Source organism: Flavobacterium polysaccharolyticum, from assembly GCF_038739875.1.
Classification (GTDB): Bacteria; Bacteroidota; Bacteroidia; order Flavobacteriales; family Flavobacteriaceae; genus Flavobacterium; species Flavobacterium polysaccharolyticum.
Window position 1 is genome coordinate 98,470 of record NZ_JBCGDP010000015.1, and the last position, 19,633, is coordinate 118,102.

The 19,633-nt window shown below is 35.2% G+C and carries 20 protein-coding genes; 6 read left to right on the top strand and 14 right to left on the bottom strand.

Annotated features, from left to right (window positions below; all coding sequences use genetic code 11):
• Positions 1–7 precede the first annotated feature (7 nt).
• The 3 genes from WFZ86_RS14775 (at position 8) to hflX (ending at position 3,889) form a co-directional block, all read left to right on the top strand.
• Positions 8–1,363 (top strand): DUF5689 domain-containing protein, encoded by a 1,356-nt coding sequence (locus WFZ86_RS14775; RefSeq protein ID WP_342692638.1) that lies wholly within the window; start codon positions 8–10, stop codon positions 1,361–1,363.
• Positions 1,364–1,722: 359 nt separating this feature from the next.
• Positions 1,723–2,631, top strand: coding sequence for a hypothetical protein (locus WFZ86_RS14780; RefSeq protein WP_342692639.1), 909 nt, complete (start codon positions 1,723–1,725; stop codon positions 2,629–2,631).
• Between the two features lie 25 nt (positions 2,632–2,656).
• Positions 2,657–3,889 carry a GTPase HflX gene (gene hflX, locus WFZ86_RS14785; protein WP_342692640.1) on the top strand — a complete coding sequence of 411 codons (1,233 nt, stop codon included), beginning with the start codon at positions 2,657–2,659 and terminating at the stop codon, positions 3,887–3,889.
• 201 nt (positions 3,890–4,090) lie between these two features.
• Here the strand turns inward: hflX and WFZ86_RS14790 are convergent, their stop codons facing one another.
• The 6 genes from WFZ86_RS14790 to WFZ86_RS14815 all read right to left on the bottom strand — a co-directional run bounded on the left by WFZ86_RS14790 (position 4,091) and on the right by WFZ86_RS14815 (position 8,473).
• Positions 4,091–5,020, bottom strand: coding sequence for a DUF3078 domain-containing protein (locus WFZ86_RS14790; RefSeq protein ID WP_342692641.1), 930 nt, complete (start codon positions 5,018–5,020; stop codon positions 4,091–4,093).
• Between the two features lie 250 nt (positions 5,021–5,270).
• Positions 5,271–5,780, bottom strand: a complete 510-nt coding sequence (locus tag WFZ86_RS14795) for a DUF2480 family protein (protein WP_342692642.1) — start codon at positions 5,778–5,780, stop codon at positions 5,271–5,273.
• A 150-nt stretch (positions 5,781–5,930) separates the two neighbouring features.
• Positions 5,931–6,254 (bottom strand): SUF system Fe-S cluster assembly protein, encoded by a 324-nt coding sequence (locus tag WFZ86_RS14800; protein WP_159688849.1) that lies wholly within the window; start codon positions 6,252–6,254, stop codon positions 5,931–5,933.
• Positions 6,255–6,397: 143 nt separating this feature from the next.
• Complete coding sequence (locus tag WFZ86_RS14805) at positions 6,398–6,817, bottom strand: SufE family protein (RefSeq protein ID WP_342692643.1); 420 nt, start codon at positions 6,815–6,817, stop codon at positions 6,398–6,400.
• Positions 6,818–6,819: 2 nt separating this feature from the next.
• Entirely contained in the window at positions 6,820–7,245 is a 426-nt protein-coding gene (locus WFZ86_RS14810; RefSeq protein WP_342692644.1) for a hypothetical protein, read from the bottom strand.
• A gap of 13 nt (positions 7,246–7,258) precedes the next feature.
• Positions 7,259–8,473 (bottom strand): aminotransferase class V-fold PLP-dependent enzyme, encoded by a 1,215-nt coding sequence (locus WFZ86_RS14815; protein WP_342692645.1) that lies wholly within the window; start codon positions 8,471–8,473, stop codon positions 7,259–7,261.
• Between the two features lie 198 nt (positions 8,474–8,671).
• On the opposite strand from WFZ86_RS14815, the gene WFZ86_RS14820 reads away from it, so the two are divergent.
• Positions 8,672–10,018, top strand: a complete 1,347-nt coding sequence (locus tag WFZ86_RS14820) for a serine hydrolase domain-containing protein (protein WP_342692646.1) — start codon at positions 8,672–8,674, stop codon at positions 10,016–10,018.
• 65 nt (positions 10,019–10,083) lie between these two features.
• Here WFZ86_RS14820 and WFZ86_RS14825 read toward each other — a convergent pair whose 3' ends face one another.
• The 8 genes from WFZ86_RS14825 to WFZ86_RS14860 form a co-directional block, all read right to left on the bottom strand.
• Entirely contained in the window at positions 10,084–10,659 is a 576-nt protein-coding gene (locus WFZ86_RS14825; protein ID WP_342692647.1) for a chalcone isomerase family protein, read from the bottom strand.
• A 237-nt stretch (positions 10,660–10,896) separates the two neighbouring features.
• Positions 10,897–11,652, bottom strand: a complete 756-nt coding sequence (locus WFZ86_RS14830) for a DUF5995 family protein (protein ID WP_342692648.1) — start codon at positions 11,650–11,652, stop codon at positions 10,897–10,899.
• Positions 11,653–11,896: 244 nt separating this feature from the next.
• Positions 11,897–12,496, bottom strand: a complete 600-nt coding sequence (locus WFZ86_RS14835) for a Uma2 family endonuclease (RefSeq protein ID WP_342692649.1) — start codon at positions 12,494–12,496, stop codon at positions 11,897–11,899.
• A 120-nt stretch (positions 12,497–12,616) separates the two neighbouring features.
• Positions 12,617–13,930, bottom strand: a complete 1,314-nt coding sequence (gene sufD, locus WFZ86_RS14840) for a Fe-S cluster assembly protein SufD (protein ID WP_342692650.1) — start codon at positions 13,928–13,930, stop codon at positions 12,617–12,619.
• Positions 13,931–14,007: 77 nt separating this feature from the next.
• Positions 14,008–14,760 carry a Fe-S cluster assembly ATPase SufC gene (gene sufC / locus WFZ86_RS14845; RefSeq protein ID WP_298300196.1) on the bottom strand — a complete coding sequence of 251 codons (753 nt, stop codon included), beginning with the start codon at positions 14,758–14,760 and terminating at the stop codon, positions 14,008–14,010.
• Between the two features lie 36 nt (positions 14,761–14,796).
• Positions 14,797–15,285 carry a flavodoxin family protein gene (locus WFZ86_RS14850; protein WP_342692651.1) on the bottom strand — a complete coding sequence of 163 codons (489 nt, stop codon included), beginning with the start codon at positions 15,283–15,285 and terminating at the stop codon, positions 14,797–14,799.
• 7 nt (positions 15,286–15,292) lie between these two features.
• On the bottom strand, positions 15,293–16,741 hold the full coding sequence (gene sufB / locus WFZ86_RS14855; protein WP_342692652.1) for a Fe-S cluster assembly protein SufB: 1,449 nt from the start codon (positions 16,739–16,741) through the stop codon (positions 15,293–15,295).
• A 10-nt stretch (positions 16,742–16,751) separates the two neighbouring features.
• Positions 16,752–17,081 carry a HesB/IscA family protein gene (locus WFZ86_RS14860; protein ID WP_342692653.1) on the bottom strand — a complete coding sequence of 110 codons (330 nt, stop codon included), beginning with the start codon at positions 17,079–17,081 and terminating at the stop codon, positions 16,752–16,754.
• Between the two features lie 245 nt (positions 17,082–17,326).
• On the opposite strand from WFZ86_RS14860, the gene WFZ86_RS14865 reads away from it, so the two are divergent.
• The gene (locus tag WFZ86_RS14865; protein ID WP_342692654.1) at positions 17,327–18,286 is read left to right on the top strand and encodes a YjgN family protein; all 960 of its coding nucleotides are present in this window, start codon (positions 17,327–17,329) and stop codon (positions 18,284–18,286) included.
• 3 nt (positions 18,287–18,289) lie between these two features.
• Entirely contained in the window at positions 18,290–19,399 is a 1,110-nt protein-coding gene (locus WFZ86_RS14870; protein WP_342692655.1) for a M48 family metallopeptidase, read from the top strand.
• Positions 19,400–19,633 lie beyond the last annotated feature (234 nt).

Here is a 19,633-nt window from a genome sequence, read left to right on the forward strand (position 1 = left end):
TAAAAATATGAAACGTTATATTTCTTCTCTATCCTTCCTCTTTGTCTTTTCCTTCTTCTTGACGAATTGTGCTCAAGAAGATTTTGACATTCCAAAATTAGAATGCACCCAACCCGATTTAAAAGTCAACCAAACCGTGGCTCAGGTGAAAGCCAATGCTAATGCAATTGTAGCGCAATATCCTTTTGAAGATATCATCGAAGCCTATGTGGTTTCAAGTGACGAAGGCGGAAATTTTTTCAAAAGCATTAGCTTTCAAACGTTAGCCACGCCTACTTCGCCAGCCATTGGTTTTAGTGTGCCTATCGATGCTACTAATTTGTACATCGATTTTCGATTGGGGAATAAAGTCTATCTTAAACTCAAAAATCAATATACCGACATCAATTTCGGCGGACTTAGAATTGGGTCAATTTATGTCAATTCCTATAACGAAGGGGGCGTGGGCAGACTTTCACAAAACGATTACAAAAAAGTACTGTTGCCCTCCTGCACCATTATCGAAGAATCGCAATTGACCAAAGCTACGACCATTCCCGAATTATTGAATGACGCCAACTTGAACACATTAGTCGAATTGCAAAACGTACAATTTACATCAGATGCTGTTGGGCGAAAATACTATGAAGAAAGCGAAGATATTGGTGGCGGCACCAATTGGAATTTGATGGATAAACTAGGGAATCAGGTTATTTTTAGAACCTCTAGTTTTGCCAATTTCGCCACCAAAACAGTCCCAAAAGGCAGCGGAAAAGTCAAAGGAATTTTGACCAAATTTGGCGCCGACTACCAACTCATCGCTCGTTCTGAAAAAGATGTAAACCTTACAGGCGCTAGTATCACACCCTTCTTCAAAGAAGATTTTGAAAAAGTAGTCGATAAAACCAATCTAAATTTACCCGGCTGGGCGAACTTAGCCCAAAAAGGAACGCCAGTGTGGAAAGGCACGGTTTACAATGGCAATGGGTACGCCGAGTTTGCGATTTCGGGAACCAAAGTAGTTTCGAATGTAGCTTGGTTAATTTCGCCTAAAATTGACCTTGATACCTATACCAATGAAATCTTGACCTTCCGCTCCGCCCAACATCATATCGATGTTGATTCGCCTCTGAACACCTTAGATGTTTTTATTTCCACGAATTTTGATGGCGTAAACATAACTTCCGCCACTTGGACTCCATTAAAAGCCATAGTGCCCAAACAGGCCACTCCTTGGTACCAATTCATCGGCTCGGGCGCCATAGATTTAAGTGCGTTCAAAGGCAAAGTCAATATTGCCTTTCGCTACACAGGCTCAGGAAAAAATGCCGCTTTAGATGGTGCTTTTATGGTAGATGATGTGCAAATTTTTGGGGATAAGTAGACATCTATAATTAACTAGATTTGCAATCAAATAATTGGCAATTATTAAGATATTTTTTTTTTGACATTAATTGCCTCCAACTTTAGTTGGAGGGGTAAAATTTGAAAGCTTTAAAGGCTTTAGCCAAAATTAGCTGCGTTTATTTGGCTAAAGCCAATACAATTAATCCATATAACTCCAGCTAAAGCTGGAGCCAATTGATTTTTTTCCGCCGCAAAAAATGCGGTGAATAACTTCTTTTTTCACCGCTTCGCAGTTATTTTTATCTTGATTATATTCACAAAGAAATGATTTTCTAAATCGCGTTTACTAAAAATCATTTTTGTATTTTGGTCGTCCCAAATCAAAACTAAACAAAAATGAAAACCTATTTCGCGGCCTTCGCTCTGATGGCTTTTTCGTATGGCTTACAAAGTCAAACCTTAGACAAATCATTGCAATTAAAACAAATTGCCGTAGTCAAGACCAATTTTAGAAACCTAAAAAGTGGTGAAATGGTCAACAAAACCTATGCTTTTGACAACGGAAAATTAACCACCATCAAAACCTCGGATGTGACCCAAAGTTTCTTTTACAACAAAAAAGGATTACTCGACCACACTGTAAAAGACCGCAACGGAAGCAATTGGAAAGAAGTAATTAGCTACGCTTATGACGCTGAAGACCGCTTGATTTTGTTTACCAAAAAGTACGACGAAGACGGTAAATTTGTAACCAAAACCGTAACGTACACCTATGACGGCTCCCGAATTAAGCAAGTCACCAAAAAAAGTACCACCCAGCAACTTTTTGTGGAAGAAGTCGATTTTGTAGTCGAAAACGGAAAAGTAGTTCGCCGTTCTGTTCGTGACCGAAACAAACAAATCATTCACAAAACCGAATTCTATTACGACAAAGAAAATCAAACCAAACAAACGGGACTTTTGGGCGACAAAACCATCAAGTATTTTGGTTATGACGACAAAGAATCGGCGAATTTGCTGATGGTGAAAAACATTTTTGGTCCCAATTACCAAGTGATTGTTCCTTTAGTTTCGTTCCAAGAAGAAGAATTTGAGTTTACGTTTATAAGTCCAAACAACGAATTAAAATTTACCTCAACTGCCAACACAATTGTTCGAGCAGGAACATTTAAATACAATACCCAAAATTATCCTGCTTCTTATTCTTTAATCGAAGACAGCGGAATGATTAAAACCGTAAAAACCTACACTTACGAACCAACGTCGGTTTTTAACGGAACAGCATCAGAAGTACAAAGCAAATGATTAAATTTGCGACTTATTTGATGCTATGTTAGAAAAAGAAAAAATAAATTTCGAAAAAACGGCTATCGTCGGGATTGTAACTCAAAATCAAAGTGAAGAGAAACTGAGTGAATACCTTGACGAATTAGAGTTTTTGACCTTTACTGCTGGTGGACAAGTGGTAAAACGCTTTTGGCAAAAAATGGACAAACCCAATCCCAAAACGTTTTTGGGTACAGGTAAAATAGACGAAATTCATCTTTTTGTAAAAGAAAATGACATTTCGACCTTGATTTTTGACGACGAATTAACGCCTTCGCAACAAAAAAATATCTCCAAAATTATCGACTGCAAAATCCTTGACCGTACCAATTTAATCTTGGATATTTTTGCGCAACGCGCCGAAACTTCTTATGCAAGAACGCAGGTAGAATTGGCACAATGCATCTATTTGTTGCCTCGACTTTCGGGTTTATGGACGCACTTAGAACGACAAAAAGGAGGAATCGGGATGCGTGGTCCGGGGGAAACCGAAATCGAAACCGACCGACGTATTGTTCGTGATCGTATCTCATTGCTAAAAGACAAAATCAAAACCATCGACAAACAAATGGGGATTCAGCGTAGCAATCGAGGCGCTATGGTTCGTGTCGCGCTGGTAGGATATACCAATGTTGGTAAATCTACCTTGATGAATGCGGTGGGCAAAAGCGATGTTTTTGTAGAAAACAAATTGTTTGCCACCCTAGACACTACCGTTCGAAAAGTGGTCATCAAGAACTTGCCTTTCTTGCTTTCAGACACCGTTGGATTCATCCGAAAATTACCAACACAATTGGTCGATTCGTTCAAAAGTACGCTAGACGAAGTCCGCGAAGCCGATTTATTATTACACATTGTGGATATCTCACACCCTGATTTTGAAGACCACATCGCCTCTGTAAATCAAACCTTGTTAGATATCAAAGCCAATGACAAACCTACGCTAATGGTGTTCAACAAAATCGATGCTTACCAACATTTAACGATAGACGAAGACGATTTAATGACCGAAAAAACACCACGTCACTTTACGCTAGACGAGTGGAAACAAACTTGGATGAGTCGCGTGGGTCACGAAAATGCCTTGTTCATCTCGGCCACCCACAAAGAAAACTTCGAGGAATTTAGAGAACGAGTTTACGAAGCCGTGCGACAAATTCACATCACGCGCTTCCCTTACAACAAATTCTTGTATCCCGATTATAAGGATGCTATTGAGAAAGAAGAAAAAGAATAATCGTAAAAAAGCCCTTTTGAAAACCATCAAAAGGGCTTTTTTTATGATTAGAAGCGGCCAGCATTGGGCTTTCTTGTTAACATCGTCCCGTGATCCGCTATATCTTTTTTGTCTCGTTCAAAAAAAAACGAGACAAAAAGGATGCCGCTACTCCCGGGGCTAAAAGGAAACATATTACTTTTTAAGCTACATCGCTACTTGCTAAAACCCATAATTTACGCCTAAACCAAAAACTTGTCGGGTTTGAAATCCCTGAAAAGCATTGTCGTCATAAATAGCTTGAAAATTCAAATTAGCAGATAAAACTCTATTAATTTTCATCACGATAGCCAAAGAATAATCGATATCAACATTTTGTGGATCTTCTAAATAATTGGTATAAAGATTCAAGGTGTTTTCAGCAGAAACATTCGTCATCAAATTAAACTTATAGTAAGCCGAAGCATAAAAACCCAATTCGTAGCGCAAGCTTTTATTAGCATCAACCCCAAAATAAGCTCCATCTACATAACCCGTTTGGGAGGTATAAAAATCTTCTACAAAAGTCATTTTAGAGGTCAAAGGCGCAAAATTCAATCGTAAATGGTCTCCTTTTTTCCAGAACAAACCAGGACCAAAAGTAAGATACCCAGGCGATAAAAAGTTGGTGTTCTCCGTTCTGATTTCTGCTCCATTGGCATCTTTTCCATAAATATAACCACGAGTAAATTGAGTCCTAAAATTCAGGAATAAAGAGTAGTACCAATTCCCAAAAGCGTGTTGTCCTAGGGTAGAATTGAATTCGAAACGGTCATCGGTTTTTTTCTCAAAATCGGCATTTTTGGTTTGTAGCAAACCATAAGAAGCAATGATTTTGTTGTCCCAAGTTAGTTTGTCTTTTTTGTAGTTGAAATCGTAGTTGATGCCTAAATTTCCAGACAAATTATTTTCTCCACCTGCAATCCAGTTATTGAAGTTGGATTGGCTGAAAAGAAAAGCAATATTTCCTTTTTTGCGCCAGCCATTAGGTAAAGTATCATTAATGTTCTTAACAGCTGCTTCGGTATTTTTTATTAACTCTTTCTCTGTGTTTTGTGCCTGTGCTTCAGTAACGGAATAAAGTAGAAACAGGGTAATTACAATGGCTCTCATTTCGTTTGGTTTTAAAATTCTTGCTCAAATGTAGTAAAAACCATTAAAAAGTTGAAAAATAAATTGTTATGAACAGTCAAAATGATACCAAAAAGGAAAATTGTGAATCCCTAACCCCGATAATAGCGAAAATCCTTTTGTGCTGGGGTTCAGCACAAAAGATTACTTCGTCAGTTCGCTATCGCTCGGGTGAAGCGGATAGCGGGACTTTGCATCCTGAAAATGCCCATTGCTGGGGTTTCTGAAAAAATTAAGGTTTTGGCTTTTTGTACAAAGGCACTGCAGAACAAGCCTCGCCATACATAATGCTTTTGGCCAAAGGTTGTAGTTTTTGAATGGCAGCTATGTAAGCACTCTCTGGAACGGGCTTTTTGGAACAACCCTTGAGTATTACTGCCTTATCCAAATAGTCTGAATAATCTATCGTATTCAGGACCTCTAGATACAAGGCTGTGTTTAATTCAGGAACGGTTCCCAATACTACTTTCTTGGCGTAAGGAATCAAATAAGTAGCTGCCAATATGCAGGCCCAAGCAGGAACAATAGCATCTGTACCACAATATACTGCCACATAATGACCTTGATATTGGGTCCAATCGTGTTGCTTTAATGCTTGTCTATACTCAGTTTCTTTGAGTAAAAATCCTTCGACTAGCCACTGTGATATATCTATTTGAGAACGAGTACCAACAGGCCAATAATCTTCTAAATCAAAAACTTGTAACGAACTATTCGCTACTTTATTAATTATTTCGTCCATCTTTTTAAATTAGTAGCAGTGGTCAGTCCTTAGTGGTCAGTAAAACTGGGTACTAAAAACGGAACACGTCATTTTTAATTAGTAGTCAGTGGTCAGTCCATAGTGGTCAGTAAGACGGGTACTAAAGACTGAACACTGAGCACTTTTTAATTAAAGCATTCCCAATTCTAATTTGGCTTCTTCGCTCATTAAATCCTTGCTCCAAGGTGGGTCGAAGGTGATTTCTACATCGGCATCTTTTACGTGCTCAATCGATTTGATTTTCTCTTCTACTTCTCTTGGTAAACTTTCTGCAACAGGGCAATTTGGTGAAGTTAAAGTCATCAAGATTTTTACTTCATAATCGGTATTGACCATTACATCATAAATCAATCCCAATTCATAAATGTCTACTGGAATCTCTGGGTCATAAATCGTTTTTAATTTCTTTACGATAGCTTCTCCTAACTCTGCGGTGTTTATTTCTTCTGTCATTTTTTTTAATAATTTTTGGTGTTTTTTAAACCATATGAGGCATTGAAGGCCATATAAGATTTCTTTATTGTAAAATTTTAGAAATTATTTGAAACTCAAAAACACAAGTCAAAAGTCTATTATTTCTGTGTTTAAATGTTTAATTATTTTTTCGCATCAAACGCCAAAGCATACATTTTGATGTTTTTAATCATCGACACCAAACCATTAGCTCTTGTTGGTGATAAATGTTCTTTGAGTCCAATTTCATCAATAAAATCCATATCGGCATTCAAGATATCAGCAGGTTTTTGGTTCGAGAAAGCGCGTATTAAAATGGCGATAATCCCTTTCGTCAAAATCGCATCACTATCAGCGGTGAATACAATTTTATCCTCTTTTTGCTGGCCTTGTAACCAAACTTTCGACTGGCATCCTTTGATTAAATTATCGTCGGTTTTGGCAGCTTCTTCTATTAAAGGTAAATTTTTTCCTAACTCAATAATGTATTCGTAACGCTGCATCCAGTCGTCGAACATTGAAAATTCATCTACAATTTCGTCTTGTATTTCTTTGATACTCATGCTTATTTTTCGCTATATGAAACTAATAAGGTTACTATTTTTTCTATGTCTTTTGGGGGAAATCCGTGGTCAAAACTTTTGGAGATGTAGGCCTTGCCACCGGCTGAAATGGCTAAGTTGGCAATGGCAGCTCCATCATATAATCGCTTTGCCGTTGGGGCTTTCAATAATGGTACTTTTTCTAAATTCAATACAGAAAAGACACTTTCTAGCTCCTTCATTTCTTGCGCTGTCACCACAATTTCATAGGGCTTTTCATTCCTACCTTTGATGACCCAAACTTTTTGATTTTCAACCCAAACACTCAAATATACTCCTCTAGATTGCGCAGTATATGTGATAGATGAAGTACTAAAATCATTGATTTTTTGACTTTTACAACTACTCATAATAACAAAAATAAAAATCAATTGACTAATCCACTTCATCGTTTTTGGGTGTTTAAGACAGCATCATTTTGGCTTTTTTTACAGCCTCTACTAAGCTATCGATTTCTTCTTTGGTATTATAAAACGAAAAAGACGCTCGAATCGTTCCTGGAATTTCAAAGAAATTCATAATGGGTTGGGCACAATGGTGTCCCGTTCGAACGGCTATTCCTAATTTATCGATAATGGTTCCAATATCATACGGATGAATTCCATCAATATTAAATGAAATTACCGAAGTCTTATTTTCAGAAGTACCAAAAATACGCAAGCCTTCTATGGCTGACAAGCGTTGGGTTCCATATTCTAAAAGTGCTAATTCTTGGGCCTGAATATTTTCAAAACCTATTTCATTCATATAATCTACCGCAGTTCCAAGGACAATTCCTCCAGCAATATTAGGCGTTCCAGCTTCGAATTTATGTGGTAAATCGGCATAAGTGGTTTTTTCAAAAGTTACCTCTTTGATCATTTCACCTCCACCTTGATAGGGTGGCAATTTGTTCAACCAAACTTCTTTTCCATACAAAATTCCTGTACCTGTTGGCCCACACATTTTATGCCCCGAAAAAGCATAAAAATCACAATCCAAGGCTTGTACATCGGGTTTCAAATGAGGCACGGCTTGGGCTCCATCGATAAAAACAGCCGCTCCAAATTCGTGCGCTTTATCAATGATATATTTAATGGGATTAATAGTTCCTAAAGCATTAGAGATATGATTTACCGTAACGATTTTGGTTTTTTCAGATAGTAATTGATCAAAGGCTGACAAGATCAACTCCCCTTTTTCATTCATCGGAATGACTTTTAGCGTTGCACCTGTACGTTCGCAAAGCATTTGCCAAGGCACGATATTGCTATGATGCTCTAAAGCAGACACCAATACCTCATCGCCTGATTTTAATAGAGAGGCAAACCCATTCGTTACCAAATTCACGCCGTGAGTTGTCCCTGAGGTAAACAATACTTCGTGCGCATGCTTGGCATTGATATGGTGTTGAATTTTCCCTCTAGAAAGTTCATACGCATCTGTCGCTAATTGGCTCAAGGTATGTACGCCACGATGAATGTTGGCGTTGATTTCTTGATAATATTTGGCAATCGCATCAATCACTACTTGTGGCTTTTGCGAAGTCGCTCCGTTATCGAAATAAACCAAAGGTTTTCCGTTGACTTTTTGAGATAATATCGGAAAATCGGCTCTTATTTTTTGAAGGTCTAACATGACTTAATTTAGAATTTTTCTAAATACAAAAGTAGTGAAACTGTAGCTAATTTTCAGCAAACAGTTGTTAATAAAACTTGATACCCAAATAGGCATCATTTATTGAAAATCCATTCTTAGTTTGAGCAAGGAAAGAAAAAAATAAAACCAAACACAAGGTTTCCAACTTTTTGCTACATTGCTTAAAAATAACATTTTATGAAAAATATAATAAAAAGTATCGGAATCCTTCTTTTACTTATTCTAGGCTATATTGGATATACCACCTATCCTAAACTCGATTTAATCTCTGGCTTTTCGTCAAAAAGTATGGCTTCGGGACATTTTATTGACCATCGCTCACAAGAGATGATCGAAAAAGGAGATAATGATATTGACCTGATTGACCTTGCCAAAAATGAAATCGATGACAGCACCAAAACCGCCACTTCATCTGTTTACGGATTAAAAACCAGAAAAGCGATTTATCGAGAGGGTTTAGGTGCAACCTTAATCAATGATGATTTCGATGTTTCAAAACCCTATTTGGTACCAAAACGCAACTTTACAAAAAACAATTTACCCTTTCCCTATGGAAATGCGGAACTCAAAGACACTGTTTTTGAGAATATTAATTATTCAAAATTAACTGCCGCAGTAAACAATGCCTTCGATCCAAAAGGACAAAAGAAAAAAAGATCAAGAGCGGTTTTAGTAATTTATAAAGACCATATTATTGCCGAAAAATACGATACTGGATTTACCAAAAACAGTAAAATTTTGGGATGGTCTATGACTAAAAGTATCACTGCAACGTTTTTTGGGATACTTCAAAAACAAGGAAAATACGACATCAACAAACCCGCTCCAATTCCCGAATGGCAAAAGGATGAACGAAAAAAAATCACGACCAACGATTTGTTGCATATGAATTCTGGATTGGAATGGGAAGAAGCCTATGATAAAATATGCGATGCTACCAAAATGTTGTTCATAGCCGAAGATATGGGACGCGTACAGCTCGAAAAACCAGCCACCTTTGCTCCCAATACTCATTGGAATTACTCCTCGGGAACTAGTAATTTATTGTCTTATATCTTGCGTAAGCAATTCAAAACCCATCAAGAGTATTTAGATTTTTGGTACACTCAATTGATCGATAGAATTGGAATGCATTCTATGCTAATCGAAACTGATATGGTTGGAAATTATGTTGGATCGTCTTATGGATGGGCTACAGCAAGAGATTGGGCCAAGTTTGGATTATTGTATTTGCATAAAGGCAATTGGAATGGCGACCAAGTCTTTGATGCCAGTTGGGAGCATTATGTAAGCACCCCTACAAACAATTCAAACGAAGGTTATGGAGCGCACTTTTGGCTAAATGCAGGTGGTCATTTCCCAACCGCTCCACGCGATATGTACTCTTGCAATGGCTACCAAGGACAAAAAGTATTTATCATTCCGTCTTTGGATTTGGTTATTGTTAGAATGGGATTAAGCGACGAAGCAAAATATGATGTAAATGAATTGCTAAAAGGAGTGATTGGAAGTTTTAAGAAGTAACACCTACCCTATTCAACAACAAACCCGACAACTTTCTATAATTGTCGGGTTTGTGATTTTTTAAGTTATTTTATTCCGAGTAAGTCCTTTTTCAATTGTTCGTCTACAGGATTGTTGGATAGCCAAATTCCAAACAATGCAATTTTGAAATCAATTCCTTGAACGGTTCCTTTTAATTCATCATTTTTATACACATAAACTGAGGCGTCTGCTGGATTATAAATCAAGTTATAGACATCATGTTCTACAATTTTATCAGACAAATAGCTTTTAAATTTTTCTATTCTTGGACGTAAAGCTTCTAGATTGTCTCCCGCAGAGCGTTCAAATCCACTGTTAAAATTTCGTGTCAACTTTCCTGATGAAACCATAGCGGAAGTAATTTGTATACGAATCGCCATTTCGGTATTGCTTTGCATCACTTCAAAAGGTTTATCGCTGTAAAAAGATTGATAAAGTGCCTGAACATAGACATCTACCCACATTTTCGATCGAACACCAAAACCACTTAATTCCATCACTTTCCCTTTAAATTCAAGTGTTCTAGGGATAACTACACCATTGGCTACGAAAGTGTTTTGAGCAAAAAGTGAACTAAATTGAAAAACAACAAACAATACGGATAAAATAATTTTTCTCATAGATGTAAAATTTATTGGTTAAACATTTTGGAATACTCCGTGTTTTGTTTTTGGCATCTGCAAAAAAGTAGTTGCAATGACGAAATTATACTTTGACATACTATAAAACTACTGTCTAAAACTAAGTTTAGGTAATTGATAAAAATTACGGTTTAAATTAAGAATAAAAATAATATTCTTATGCTAAAAATATTAAATTTTTAATAAAAATTACTTTCCACCGTAAAATTATTGCCATTAGTTTTGTAAATCTTTAATTTTTTGATCTACTGTACCCACTTCAAACAAACGCATGATTTTGAATAAAAAAACAGGAATTCCACCCAAATTGGTTATCAATTTTGCTTTTTGAGCTACTTTTTCATCTCTAATTGTAATAGATTCCTCTGCCTTTTTTCCATCAAGAGGAGCTAATTCAAGAGCATATTTCCATGCGCCTTCACGGGCTTTTTGCATACTAAAATCGATAAGAAAAGTGTCAATGGATTTTGTTTTTTCTAGAATCCACTTTAAAATTGGCCAAACTTCGGTCAAATCTCTCTCAACATCAGCCACCAAAGATGATAAAATTGTATTAATCGTATTGAAATCATTTTGCAAACTATGGATTTCGTCTTTTGGGCTTACTTGGGCTGCTGCAATTCCTAAATCAAGGTTAATGTGTGCGTTCATTCCGAGTAATAAATGCTGCAATACAATAATCCAATAATTATCTGCTTCAACAAAAGCCACTTCCCAAGATTTAGATGCAGATTCCTTTGCTTGGAATTCATAATATGCTTTGATATAGCGATTGGCAAAAATTACATCAAGCTTTTCCATTCTCGGCCCGTTTTCGAAAGTTCCGTTTTGAATTCCTTCTTTTACTTTTTGTGTGACTTTGAGATAAAGTACCGCAAAATACCCTTTGGTAGATTTTTGTGTTATGGATTGTTGAATAATTTCTTGAAGCAATTGTATCACTTCGTCTATTGTAGTTGCTTGTGGTATCATCGATTACTTTTTTATAAAATATTTATTATGAATGGTTTAAGTTCATAATATTACAAAAAAATAATTTTTAAATGAAAACCTATGTTCAAGAATGAAAAAAAAGACAAAGTTTAATTAAACTTTGTCTTTTCGAAACATATAAAGGCGATTCTTTAAAAGAATAACTGAATGATTTAGTTTTAGTTTTAAGCCCAATTTATTAGTTATAATAGCTGTAATTCGTTTTTTAGATTCCGTAACTAAATCAATCAATAAAAATATCAGCCACATTAAAACTCAGTTCTGGAAACAGTGGACTATGCACCAATCCTTCTTCGGCTATGGGTTTAAGACCAATATATTTATCTTTTTGTAAGGTATAAATTAAAATTGATTTTTGATAAGGTTCCACAATCCAATATTCCTTTACGGCATTCTCTTCGTATAAATCGAACTTAATATCCATTTCTTTTTTGGAATTGCCAGGCGAAAGAATTTCTATAATCAAATCTGGCGCGCCAAGACATCCTCTATCGTCTAATTTTTCCTTATCGCAAATCAAACAAATATCAGGTTGAACTACCGTTGTAATTTCTTGATCAGAAGTGCTTCGTTTAAAGTTTTTCAGACGTACATCAAAAGGGGCGTAATACACATTACAAGGTGTTGCCTTAAAGAAATTTCCAAATAGTAAAGATAACTGAAATGAAACTTCCTGATGCTTTCTACTTGGAGCAGGACTCATTTTGAAAATTTTTCCTTTCAAAATTTCTAATCTTTCCTTAAAATTCCACGTAAGATAATCCGCATACGTGTACGATTTGGAAAGATCTAAACTGTTGATATCTGTAATAATTGTTTCCATAAGAATGCCCATTAATCACTCAAAGATACTAATTTTTGATAGTGGATAAATACACAAAGGGCACAAAGTCTTTATTAGACTTCATGCCCTTTATTTATTTTATTAGAAACTTTTTTAAAACTACAAATCAAACCCTAGTTTTACGCCTAATTTATCAGCTATAATAGCGGTAATTCGTTTTTTAAGTTCAGGAATTTTGATGTTTTCGATTACTGCATTTGAGAAAGCGTACATCAATAATGCTTTGGCTTCTTTCTTTGGAATTCCTCGTTGTTGCATATAAAACAAAGCCGTTTCGTCTAATTGACCAACTGTACAACCGTGAGAACATTTTACATCATCAGCAAAAATTTCTAACTGTGGTTTAGCATTGATGGTGGCTTTATCACTCAACAAAATATTGTTACTCTTTTGGAAAGCATTGGTTTTCTGAGCTTCTTTTTCTACGAAAACTTTCCCATTAAAAACACCTGTGGCTCTATCTGAAAATATTCCTTTGTAATCTTGAAAACTTTCACAATTTGGAGTTGCATGGTTGACCAAAGTATAGTGATCAACGTGTTGCTTCTCTCCTATTATAGTAATTCCGTTTAGCGTACTGGTAAGACGTTCGCCAAAATGATAAAAGTTCAAATTGTTTCTAGTCAAATTACCTCCAAATGAAAAGGTTTGTACAGAAACATGACTTTCTTGTTTTTGAGAAACGTAGGTATTATCAATTAAATTCGCTTCGGCAGCATCATTTTGAATTTTATAGTAATCAACAATAGCGCGTTTTGCTGCAAAAATTTCAGTAACTGAATTGGTCAATACCGCATTATCATTCAAACATTGATGTCTTTCAATGATTTGCACATGCGAATTCTCGCCTACAATCACCAAATTACGTGGCTGAACCAACAAAGCTTTTTCAGAACCCGTAGAAAAATACATGATTTCGATAGGCTTATCTGCTACTTTACTTTTTGGAATATTGATATATGCACCTTCATTAGCAAATGCCGTATTTAAAGAAGTCAATGACTCTTCTTTACTTGCAATTTGATTAAAATAGGTATCAATAACCATTTTATACTTTGGCTTATTTAACGCTGATGACATCAAACAAACATCAATTCCTTCATGGGTAGTCGATGATAAATTTGAACTAAAAACACCATCAATAAAAACCACTTTATAGCTATCTATTTCGTGCAAGAAATATTTTTTTACATCTCTATATTCAATCGTATTTTCGGTATTTGGAAAAACGCTGAAATCATTTTTTAGAATAGCATTTAAGGATGTATACTTCCACGCCTCTTCTTTTTTGGTTGGAAAGCCTTTATTTTCAAAGTTCTTTATTGCAGCAGTACGAATATCATGAAGATCCGTTTGGACATCAATCTTTTCTTCAAAAGCCATAAAGGACGATACTAATTTTTCTCTTAACATAGTTTTACTGTTTATGGTTTATGGTTTTAGGTTTATTGTTTTTTAAGGCAACAATAAACGATAAACTACAAACATATTTACGCTTCTTGTTCTTGTTTGATCCAGTCGTATCCTTTTTCTTCTAGCTCATAGGCCAATTCTTTGGTGCCAGATTTTACAATTTTTCCATTATATAAAACGTGTACAAAGTCAGGAACAATATAATCCAATAAACGTTGGTAATGCGTAATCACGACAATAGCGTTTTTGTCGCTTTTTAGCTTGTTTACGCCATTGGCTACAATTCTAAGCGCATCAATATCCAAACCAGAATCTGTTTCATCTAGAATGGCCAATTTTGGCTCTAACATCGCCATTTGAAAAATTTCGTTGCGTTTTTTCTCACCACCGGAAAAACCTTCGTTTAAAGAACGGGATAAAAATTTACGGTCGATTTCTAACAATTCTGATTTTTCGCGAATAACTTTCAACATTTCGTTGGCTGGCATTTCTTCTTTACCATTGGCTTTACGAGTTTCGTTGATCGCCGTACGCATAAAATTGGTTACAGAAACTCCTGGGATCTCAACTGGGTACTGAAAAGAAAGAAACACCCCTTTATGCGCTCTTTCTTCTGGACCTAGTTCTGCAATATCTTCATTGTCTAAGATAATTTCACCTTGGGTTACTTCGTAGTTTTCATTTCCAGCAATAATAGCCGAAAGTGTACTTTTTCCAGCACCATTAGGTCCCATAATCGCATGCACTTCGCCAGCTTTTACTTCAAGGTTGATTCCTTTTAATATTTCTTTGTCGCCTATTGAGGCGTGAAGGTTTTTTATACTTAACATTTGCTTTTTTAGTTTTAGAAGAATTTTGAATTCTCTTTATGACAAAATAATATTTATATGTTCTTGATCTTTTACTGTTTGATAGGAAAAATGTTTTTCTCCTAGATATGTCATGCCTAAATAATCTGCCGATAATCGAAAGGGCAAATAAAAATCATAGTCTAATTTATCTTCATCAGAATTTGAAATTACAAACATCTTTTTACCTCGCAATTTTCTTCCAGTTTCTTTTTCTATTCTAATTACATCAGAAAATCGATCAAAAAACACTTTCATTATTCCACTCATATTGTACCAATATACCGGAGTAGCAAAAATTAAAGTATCATATTTTTCTAATATAGATCGTATTAAAGGCAAAAAATCATCTGTAACATTTTGACTTTGATAATCATAATAAGTAATAGAATAGTCTCTTAAATCAATAACGTCAGCATTTATTTGAAGAGAAATTTTATCACTTATTTTTGATGTATTTCCATTACTTCTGGAAGAGCCTACAATGATAACTTTCTTATTCTCCATTTTGATATTATCCGACACTTCCTTCTAACGAAATTTCTAATAATTTTTGGGCTTCCACAGCAAACTCCATTGGTAATTTATTCAACACGTCTTTGCTAAAACCGTTCACTATTAGCGCAATAGCTTTTTCGGTTGGAATACCACGTTGGTTACAATAAAACACTTGATCTTCTCCAATTTTACTAGTAGTAGCTTCGTGTTCTATTTTGGCCGATGGATTTTTACTTTCGATATAAGGAAAAGTATGAGCACCACAATTATTACCCATCAACAACGAGTCGCATTGCGAAAAATTACGAGCATTTTCGGCTCTTGGGCTAATTTGTACTAAACCTCTATAACTGTTTTGTGATTTTCCTGCCGAAATTCCTTTGGAAATAATAGTCGATTTGGTGTTTTTTCCCAAATGTATCATCTTGGTTCCTGTATCGGCTTGTTGAAAATTATTCGTTACTGCAATAGAGTAAAACTCTCCTACTGAATTATCCCCTTTTAATACACAAGATGGATATTTCCAAGTTACAGCTGATCCGGTTTCTACTTGTGTCCAAGATATTTTGGCATTGGCTTCACACAATCCTCTTTTTGTTACAAAATTATACACCCCACCTTTTCCTTCTTTATTTCCAGGGAACCAGTTTTGAACGGTAGAATATTTTATTTCTGCACTATCCATAGCAATTAATTCTACAACTGCCGCGTGCAATTGATTCTCATCACGACTTGGAGCCGTACATCCTTCAAGATAAGAGACATAACTTCCTTCATCCGCAATAACTAATGTACGTTCAAATTGTCCCGTTCCCGCTTGATTGATTCGGAAATAAGTAGATAATTCCATAGGGCATTTTACCCCTTTTGGAATATAACAAAAAGAACCATCAGAAAAAACAGCCGAGTTTAAAGCGGCATAAAAATTATCTTTTTGTGGAACCACCGATCCTAAATATTGTCTTACTAGTTCTGGGTGTTCTTTGATCGCTTCTGAAATGGAACAAAAGATAATTCCTTTTTCGCCCAACGTTTTCTTAAAGGTTGTAGCTACTGATACTGAATCTACTACAATATCCATAGCCACATTGTTCATCATTTTCTGTTCATCTACAGAAATGCCTAGCTTTTTATACATTTCTAAAAGCTCAGGATCAACGTCATCTAATGTCTTGTTTGGATCTACTGCTTTTGGTGCTGAATAATAAGAAATGGCTTGAAAATCTGGTTTTTCATAATGCACATTGGCCCACTCAGGTTCTATCATTTCTTGCCAAGCACGAAACGCTTCTATGCGCCAGTCAGTCATCCATTCAGGCTCTTCTTTCTTTTTAGAAATGGCTCTAACAATTTCTTCATTTAATCCAATAGGAAACGTTTCAGAATCCAAATTGGTGTAAAATCCGTATTCGTATTCTTTATTTTCTAGTTCGATTTTTAAATCGTCCTCGGTATATTTGCTCATATTTTTTTATTTATAGAGAAAAAGATTCTCCACATCCACAAGTTCTTTGTGCGTTTGGATTATTAAAAACAAAACCTTTTCCGTTTAATCCTCCTGAAAACTCTAAGGTTGTTCCAGCTAAATAAAGGAATGATTTTTTTTCTACTGCTATTGTAATGTCGTTATCTACAAATATTTTGTCATCTTCCCCTTTGGACTTGTCAAATTTTAAATCATAAGACAAACCAGAGCATCCGCCACTTTTTACGCCTACTCTCACGTAGTCGCTGGCAGCATCAAAACCATCTTCTTGCATTAAATCGATGATTTTCTTTTTGGCTGTATCAGAAACTTTTATCATGTGTTTGTTTTTAATGTTTTACTATCTGTCTTCTTGCTTATAAGTAATCGTTAATAGCAATACCTATTGCTTATGTTGATTTTGTCTAAATTAACTGCAAAGGTATTACTTTAAAAAGTTTTTGTTACTCTTCTTAACATTTTTATGATTGATAACTCAATAAGAAAAATTGATACTACTATTACATAAAAAAATAATATATTTAGCCAATCATATTTATTAACAAGAAAAATAACAAATCAGCTATGGAAGAAACAACTACAAAAAAACATGAGTACCAATTGTCTTATACCGGAAAAGGAGGCGATTTTTTTAGTATCATTATTGTTAATTGGCTTTTAACATTACTTACACTAGGTCTTTATTACCCTTGGGCCAAAGCCAAACAACTCAATTATCTGTATGGTGAGACACATCTTAATGGAGATTCATTCGCCTTTCACGGTACCGGAAAAGAAATGTTCAAAGGTTTTATTAAAGCTTTATTAATTTTTGGCTCTCTTTATGGTACGCTTTTTTTATTTATTTATTTAGAAATGCCATTTGTTGGTCTAATCATTTTTTACTTGGGCTTTTTGGCGCTTTTACCATTAGCCATTCATGGTTCTTACCGTTACAGAATGTCTAGAACTTCTTGGAGAGGGATTCGATTTGGCTATAGAGGCGATCGTAAAGAATTTACTCTAAATTTCTTCAAATGGATTCTTTTGACTATCGTTACCTTAGGTTTTTATAGCTTTTGGATGACAATCAATATGAGAAGATACGTTCTTGGAAATGTGCGTTTTGGAGATGCTGAATTTAATTACAGCGGGGACGGAACAGATTATTTCTTTTTATACATAAAAGGATACTTTTTGAGTATCATTACTTTTGGTATTTATATGTTTTGGTGGCAAAAAGACTTATTTGATTACTATGTTTCCAATTTAAGTTTACACAAAGACGACAAAGAATTACAATTGACCTCTACAGCTACTGGTGGAGATTTTTTAACATTAGGAATAACAAACCTTTTGATTTTGATTTTTACTTTAGGACTTGGATATGCTTGGGTAGCTACAAGAACCATGAAATATATTTTCGACCATATTGAAATTGAAGGAAATATTGATTTGGACAATCTTACGCAAACAGAGGAAAACTTCAAAGATGCAACAGGCGAGGATATTAGTGACTTCTTAGATTTAGGATTTATTATTTAAAAAATGACTACAATTTCTAAAAGCATTTTTTATGACGGACAATCTTCTGTTCCTAAAACAATAGATTTATTTTTTGATTCAAATAAGGGTCAATTTACTTTTCAAATTGAATCTAAAAGTAGTGTAAATGAGGAACAAGAATCTTTTCCTGTAGTTACGGAAACTTACACTTGGTTAATCAGTGCAATTGTATTTGAAGATAGAAGCACCACTTTGTTTTTACAACACGGTGAAGATCCCATTCAAACCATTAAAATAACCGATGCTGTATTGATTGCTACTATTAATCAATTCAGAAAAACATCAGGACAACTGAACTGGTATCAAACACTTTTACAAAAACCACTGAAATTTCATGTGTTTTTAGCATTGTTTTTATTAGCAATCGTTGGCTTATCTTATGTATACATACTACCTTGGGTAGCCGAAAAATCTGTGGTATTGATTCCTGAAAGTTATGATGATACGTTAGGCGAAACTTTTGTAGACGAAAATTCTCTTTTGGGAGACAGTCAAATCGAAAAATCTAAAATATTGAATGATTTTGCCGCTGGTTTGCAACTCAGCAACAAAAAGAAATTGAAGTTTAAGGTCATCGATTCTGAAATTATGAATGCCTATGCACTACCCGATGGTACCATAGTGGTTTATACTGGTATTTTGAAAGAAATGAAAAGTTATGACGAATTAGTTGGCTTAATCGGACATGAAGCCGCTCACGTAAACAATCGTCATTCTATGAAAATGCTTTGCAGAAACTTATCAGGTTACCTTTTCATTTCAACTGTTTTAGGAGATGTAAATGGAGTAATGGCCGTTTTAGGAGATAATGTAAATACCTTACAATCTCTGTCTTTCTCTAGAGAATTTGAAAAAGAAGCCGATGAAGAAGGTTTTGTTATAGTGACTAAAAACCACGTTAATCCAAAAGGAATGGTCACTTTATTTCAGCGATTAGAAAAAGAACATAGTATCGATATGCCTGAATTTTTGAGTACACATCCTATGACAAAAGATAGAATTCAAACTATTAAAACCATGATTGCTTCTAAAAATCATAACGTTCAAGAAAACATGACATTAAAAATGCTTTTTGAAAAACTTCAAAAGTAAAAACAAAAAAGCCGCTTAGTTTATTATTCTACTAAGCGGTTTTTTTGTTGGAACTGTCCCGTCCTGAAATAGCGATACACAAAAACAATCGTTATGGAAGAATACACGAATTATGTAAAGCGCACCCAGCGAGATTACAGCATGTCCTTAAAACTTCAAATCGTTAGAGAAGTTGAGCAAGGTAGTTCATCAATTACCCAAATTAGAAAACAATATGGCATTCAAAGCCATGCT

What these genes read in the sequence shown, in the direction of transcription:
- WFZ86_RS14810 (WP_342692644.1), bottom strand. Translation starts at nt 7,245, where the DNA reads ATGAAGTGGATTAGTCAATTGATTTTTATTTTTGTTATTATGAGTAGT.
- WFZ86_RS14780 (WP_342692639.1), top strand. Translation starts at nt 1,723, where the DNA reads ATGAAAACCTATTTCGCGGCCTTCGCTCTGATGGCTTTTTCGTATGGC.
- WFZ86_RS14825 (WP_342692647.1), bottom strand. Translation starts at nt 10,659, where the DNA reads ATGAGAAAAATTATTTTATCCGTATTGTTTGTTGTTTTTCAATTTAGT.
- sufB (WP_342692652.1), bottom strand. Translation starts at nt 16,741, where the DNA reads ATGAGCAAATATACCGAGGACGATTTAAAAATCGAACTAGAAAATAAA.
- sufC (WP_298300196.1), bottom strand. Translation starts at nt 14,760, where the DNA reads ATGTTAAGTATAAAAAACCTTCACGCCTCAATAGGCGACAAAGAAATA.
- WFZ86_RS14790 (WP_342692641.1), bottom strand. Translation starts at nt 5,020, where the DNA reads ATGAGAGCCATTGTAATTACCCTGTTTCTACTTTATTCCGTTACTGAA.
- WFZ86_RS14775 (WP_342692638.1), top strand. Translation starts at nt 8, where the DNA reads ATGAAACGTTATATTTCTTCTCTATCCTTCCTCTTTGTCTTTTCCTTC.
- WFZ86_RS14805 (WP_342692643.1), bottom strand. Translation starts at nt 6,817, where the DNA reads ATGAGTATCAAAGAAATACAAGACGAAATTGTAGATGAATTTTCAATG.
- WFZ86_RS14865 (WP_342692654.1), top strand. Translation starts at nt 17,327, where the DNA reads ATGGAAGAAACAACTACAAAAAAACATGAGTACCAATTGTCTTATACC.
- WFZ86_RS14815 (WP_342692645.1), bottom strand. Translation starts at nt 8,473, where the DNA reads ATGTTAGACCTTCAAAAAATAAGAGCCGATTTTCCGATATTATCTCAA.
- WFZ86_RS14835 (WP_342692649.1), bottom strand. Translation starts at nt 12,496, where the DNA reads ATGGAAACAATTATTACAGATATCAACAGTTTAGATCTTTCCAAATCG.
- WFZ86_RS14820 (WP_342692646.1), top strand. Translation starts at nt 8,672, where the DNA reads ATGAAAAATATAATAAAAAGTATCGGAATCCTTCTTTTACTTATTCTA.
- WFZ86_RS14830 (WP_342692648.1), bottom strand. Translation starts at nt 11,652, where the DNA reads ATGATACCACAAGCAACTACAATAGACGAAGTGATACAATTGCTTCAA.
- hflX (WP_342692640.1), top strand. Translation starts at nt 2,657, where the DNA reads ATGTTAGAAAAAGAAAAAATAAATTTCGAAAAAACGGCTATCGTCGGG.
- WFZ86_RS14795 (WP_342692642.1), bottom strand. Translation starts at nt 5,780, where the DNA reads ATGGACGAAATAATTAATAAAGTAGCGAATAGTTCGTTACAAGTTTTT.
- WFZ86_RS14870 (WP_342692655.1), top strand. Translation starts at nt 18,290, where the DNA reads ATGACTACAATTTCTAAAAGCATTTTTTATGACGGACAATCTTCTGTT.
- WFZ86_RS14800 (WP_159688849.1), bottom strand. Translation starts at nt 6,254, where the DNA reads ATGACAGAAGAAATAAACACCGCAGAGTTAGGAGAAGCTATCGTAAAG.
- sufD (WP_342692650.1), bottom strand. Translation starts at nt 13,930, where the DNA reads ATGTTAAGAGAAAAATTAGTATCGTCCTTTATGGCTTTTGAAGAAAAG.
- WFZ86_RS14850 (WP_342692651.1), bottom strand. Translation starts at nt 15,285, where the DNA reads ATGGAGAATAAGAAAGTTATCATTGTAGGCTCTTCCAGAAGTAATGGA.
- WFZ86_RS14860 (WP_342692653.1), bottom strand. Translation starts at nt 17,081, where the DNA reads ATGATAAAAGTTTCTGATACAGCCAAAAAGAAAATCATCGATTTAATG.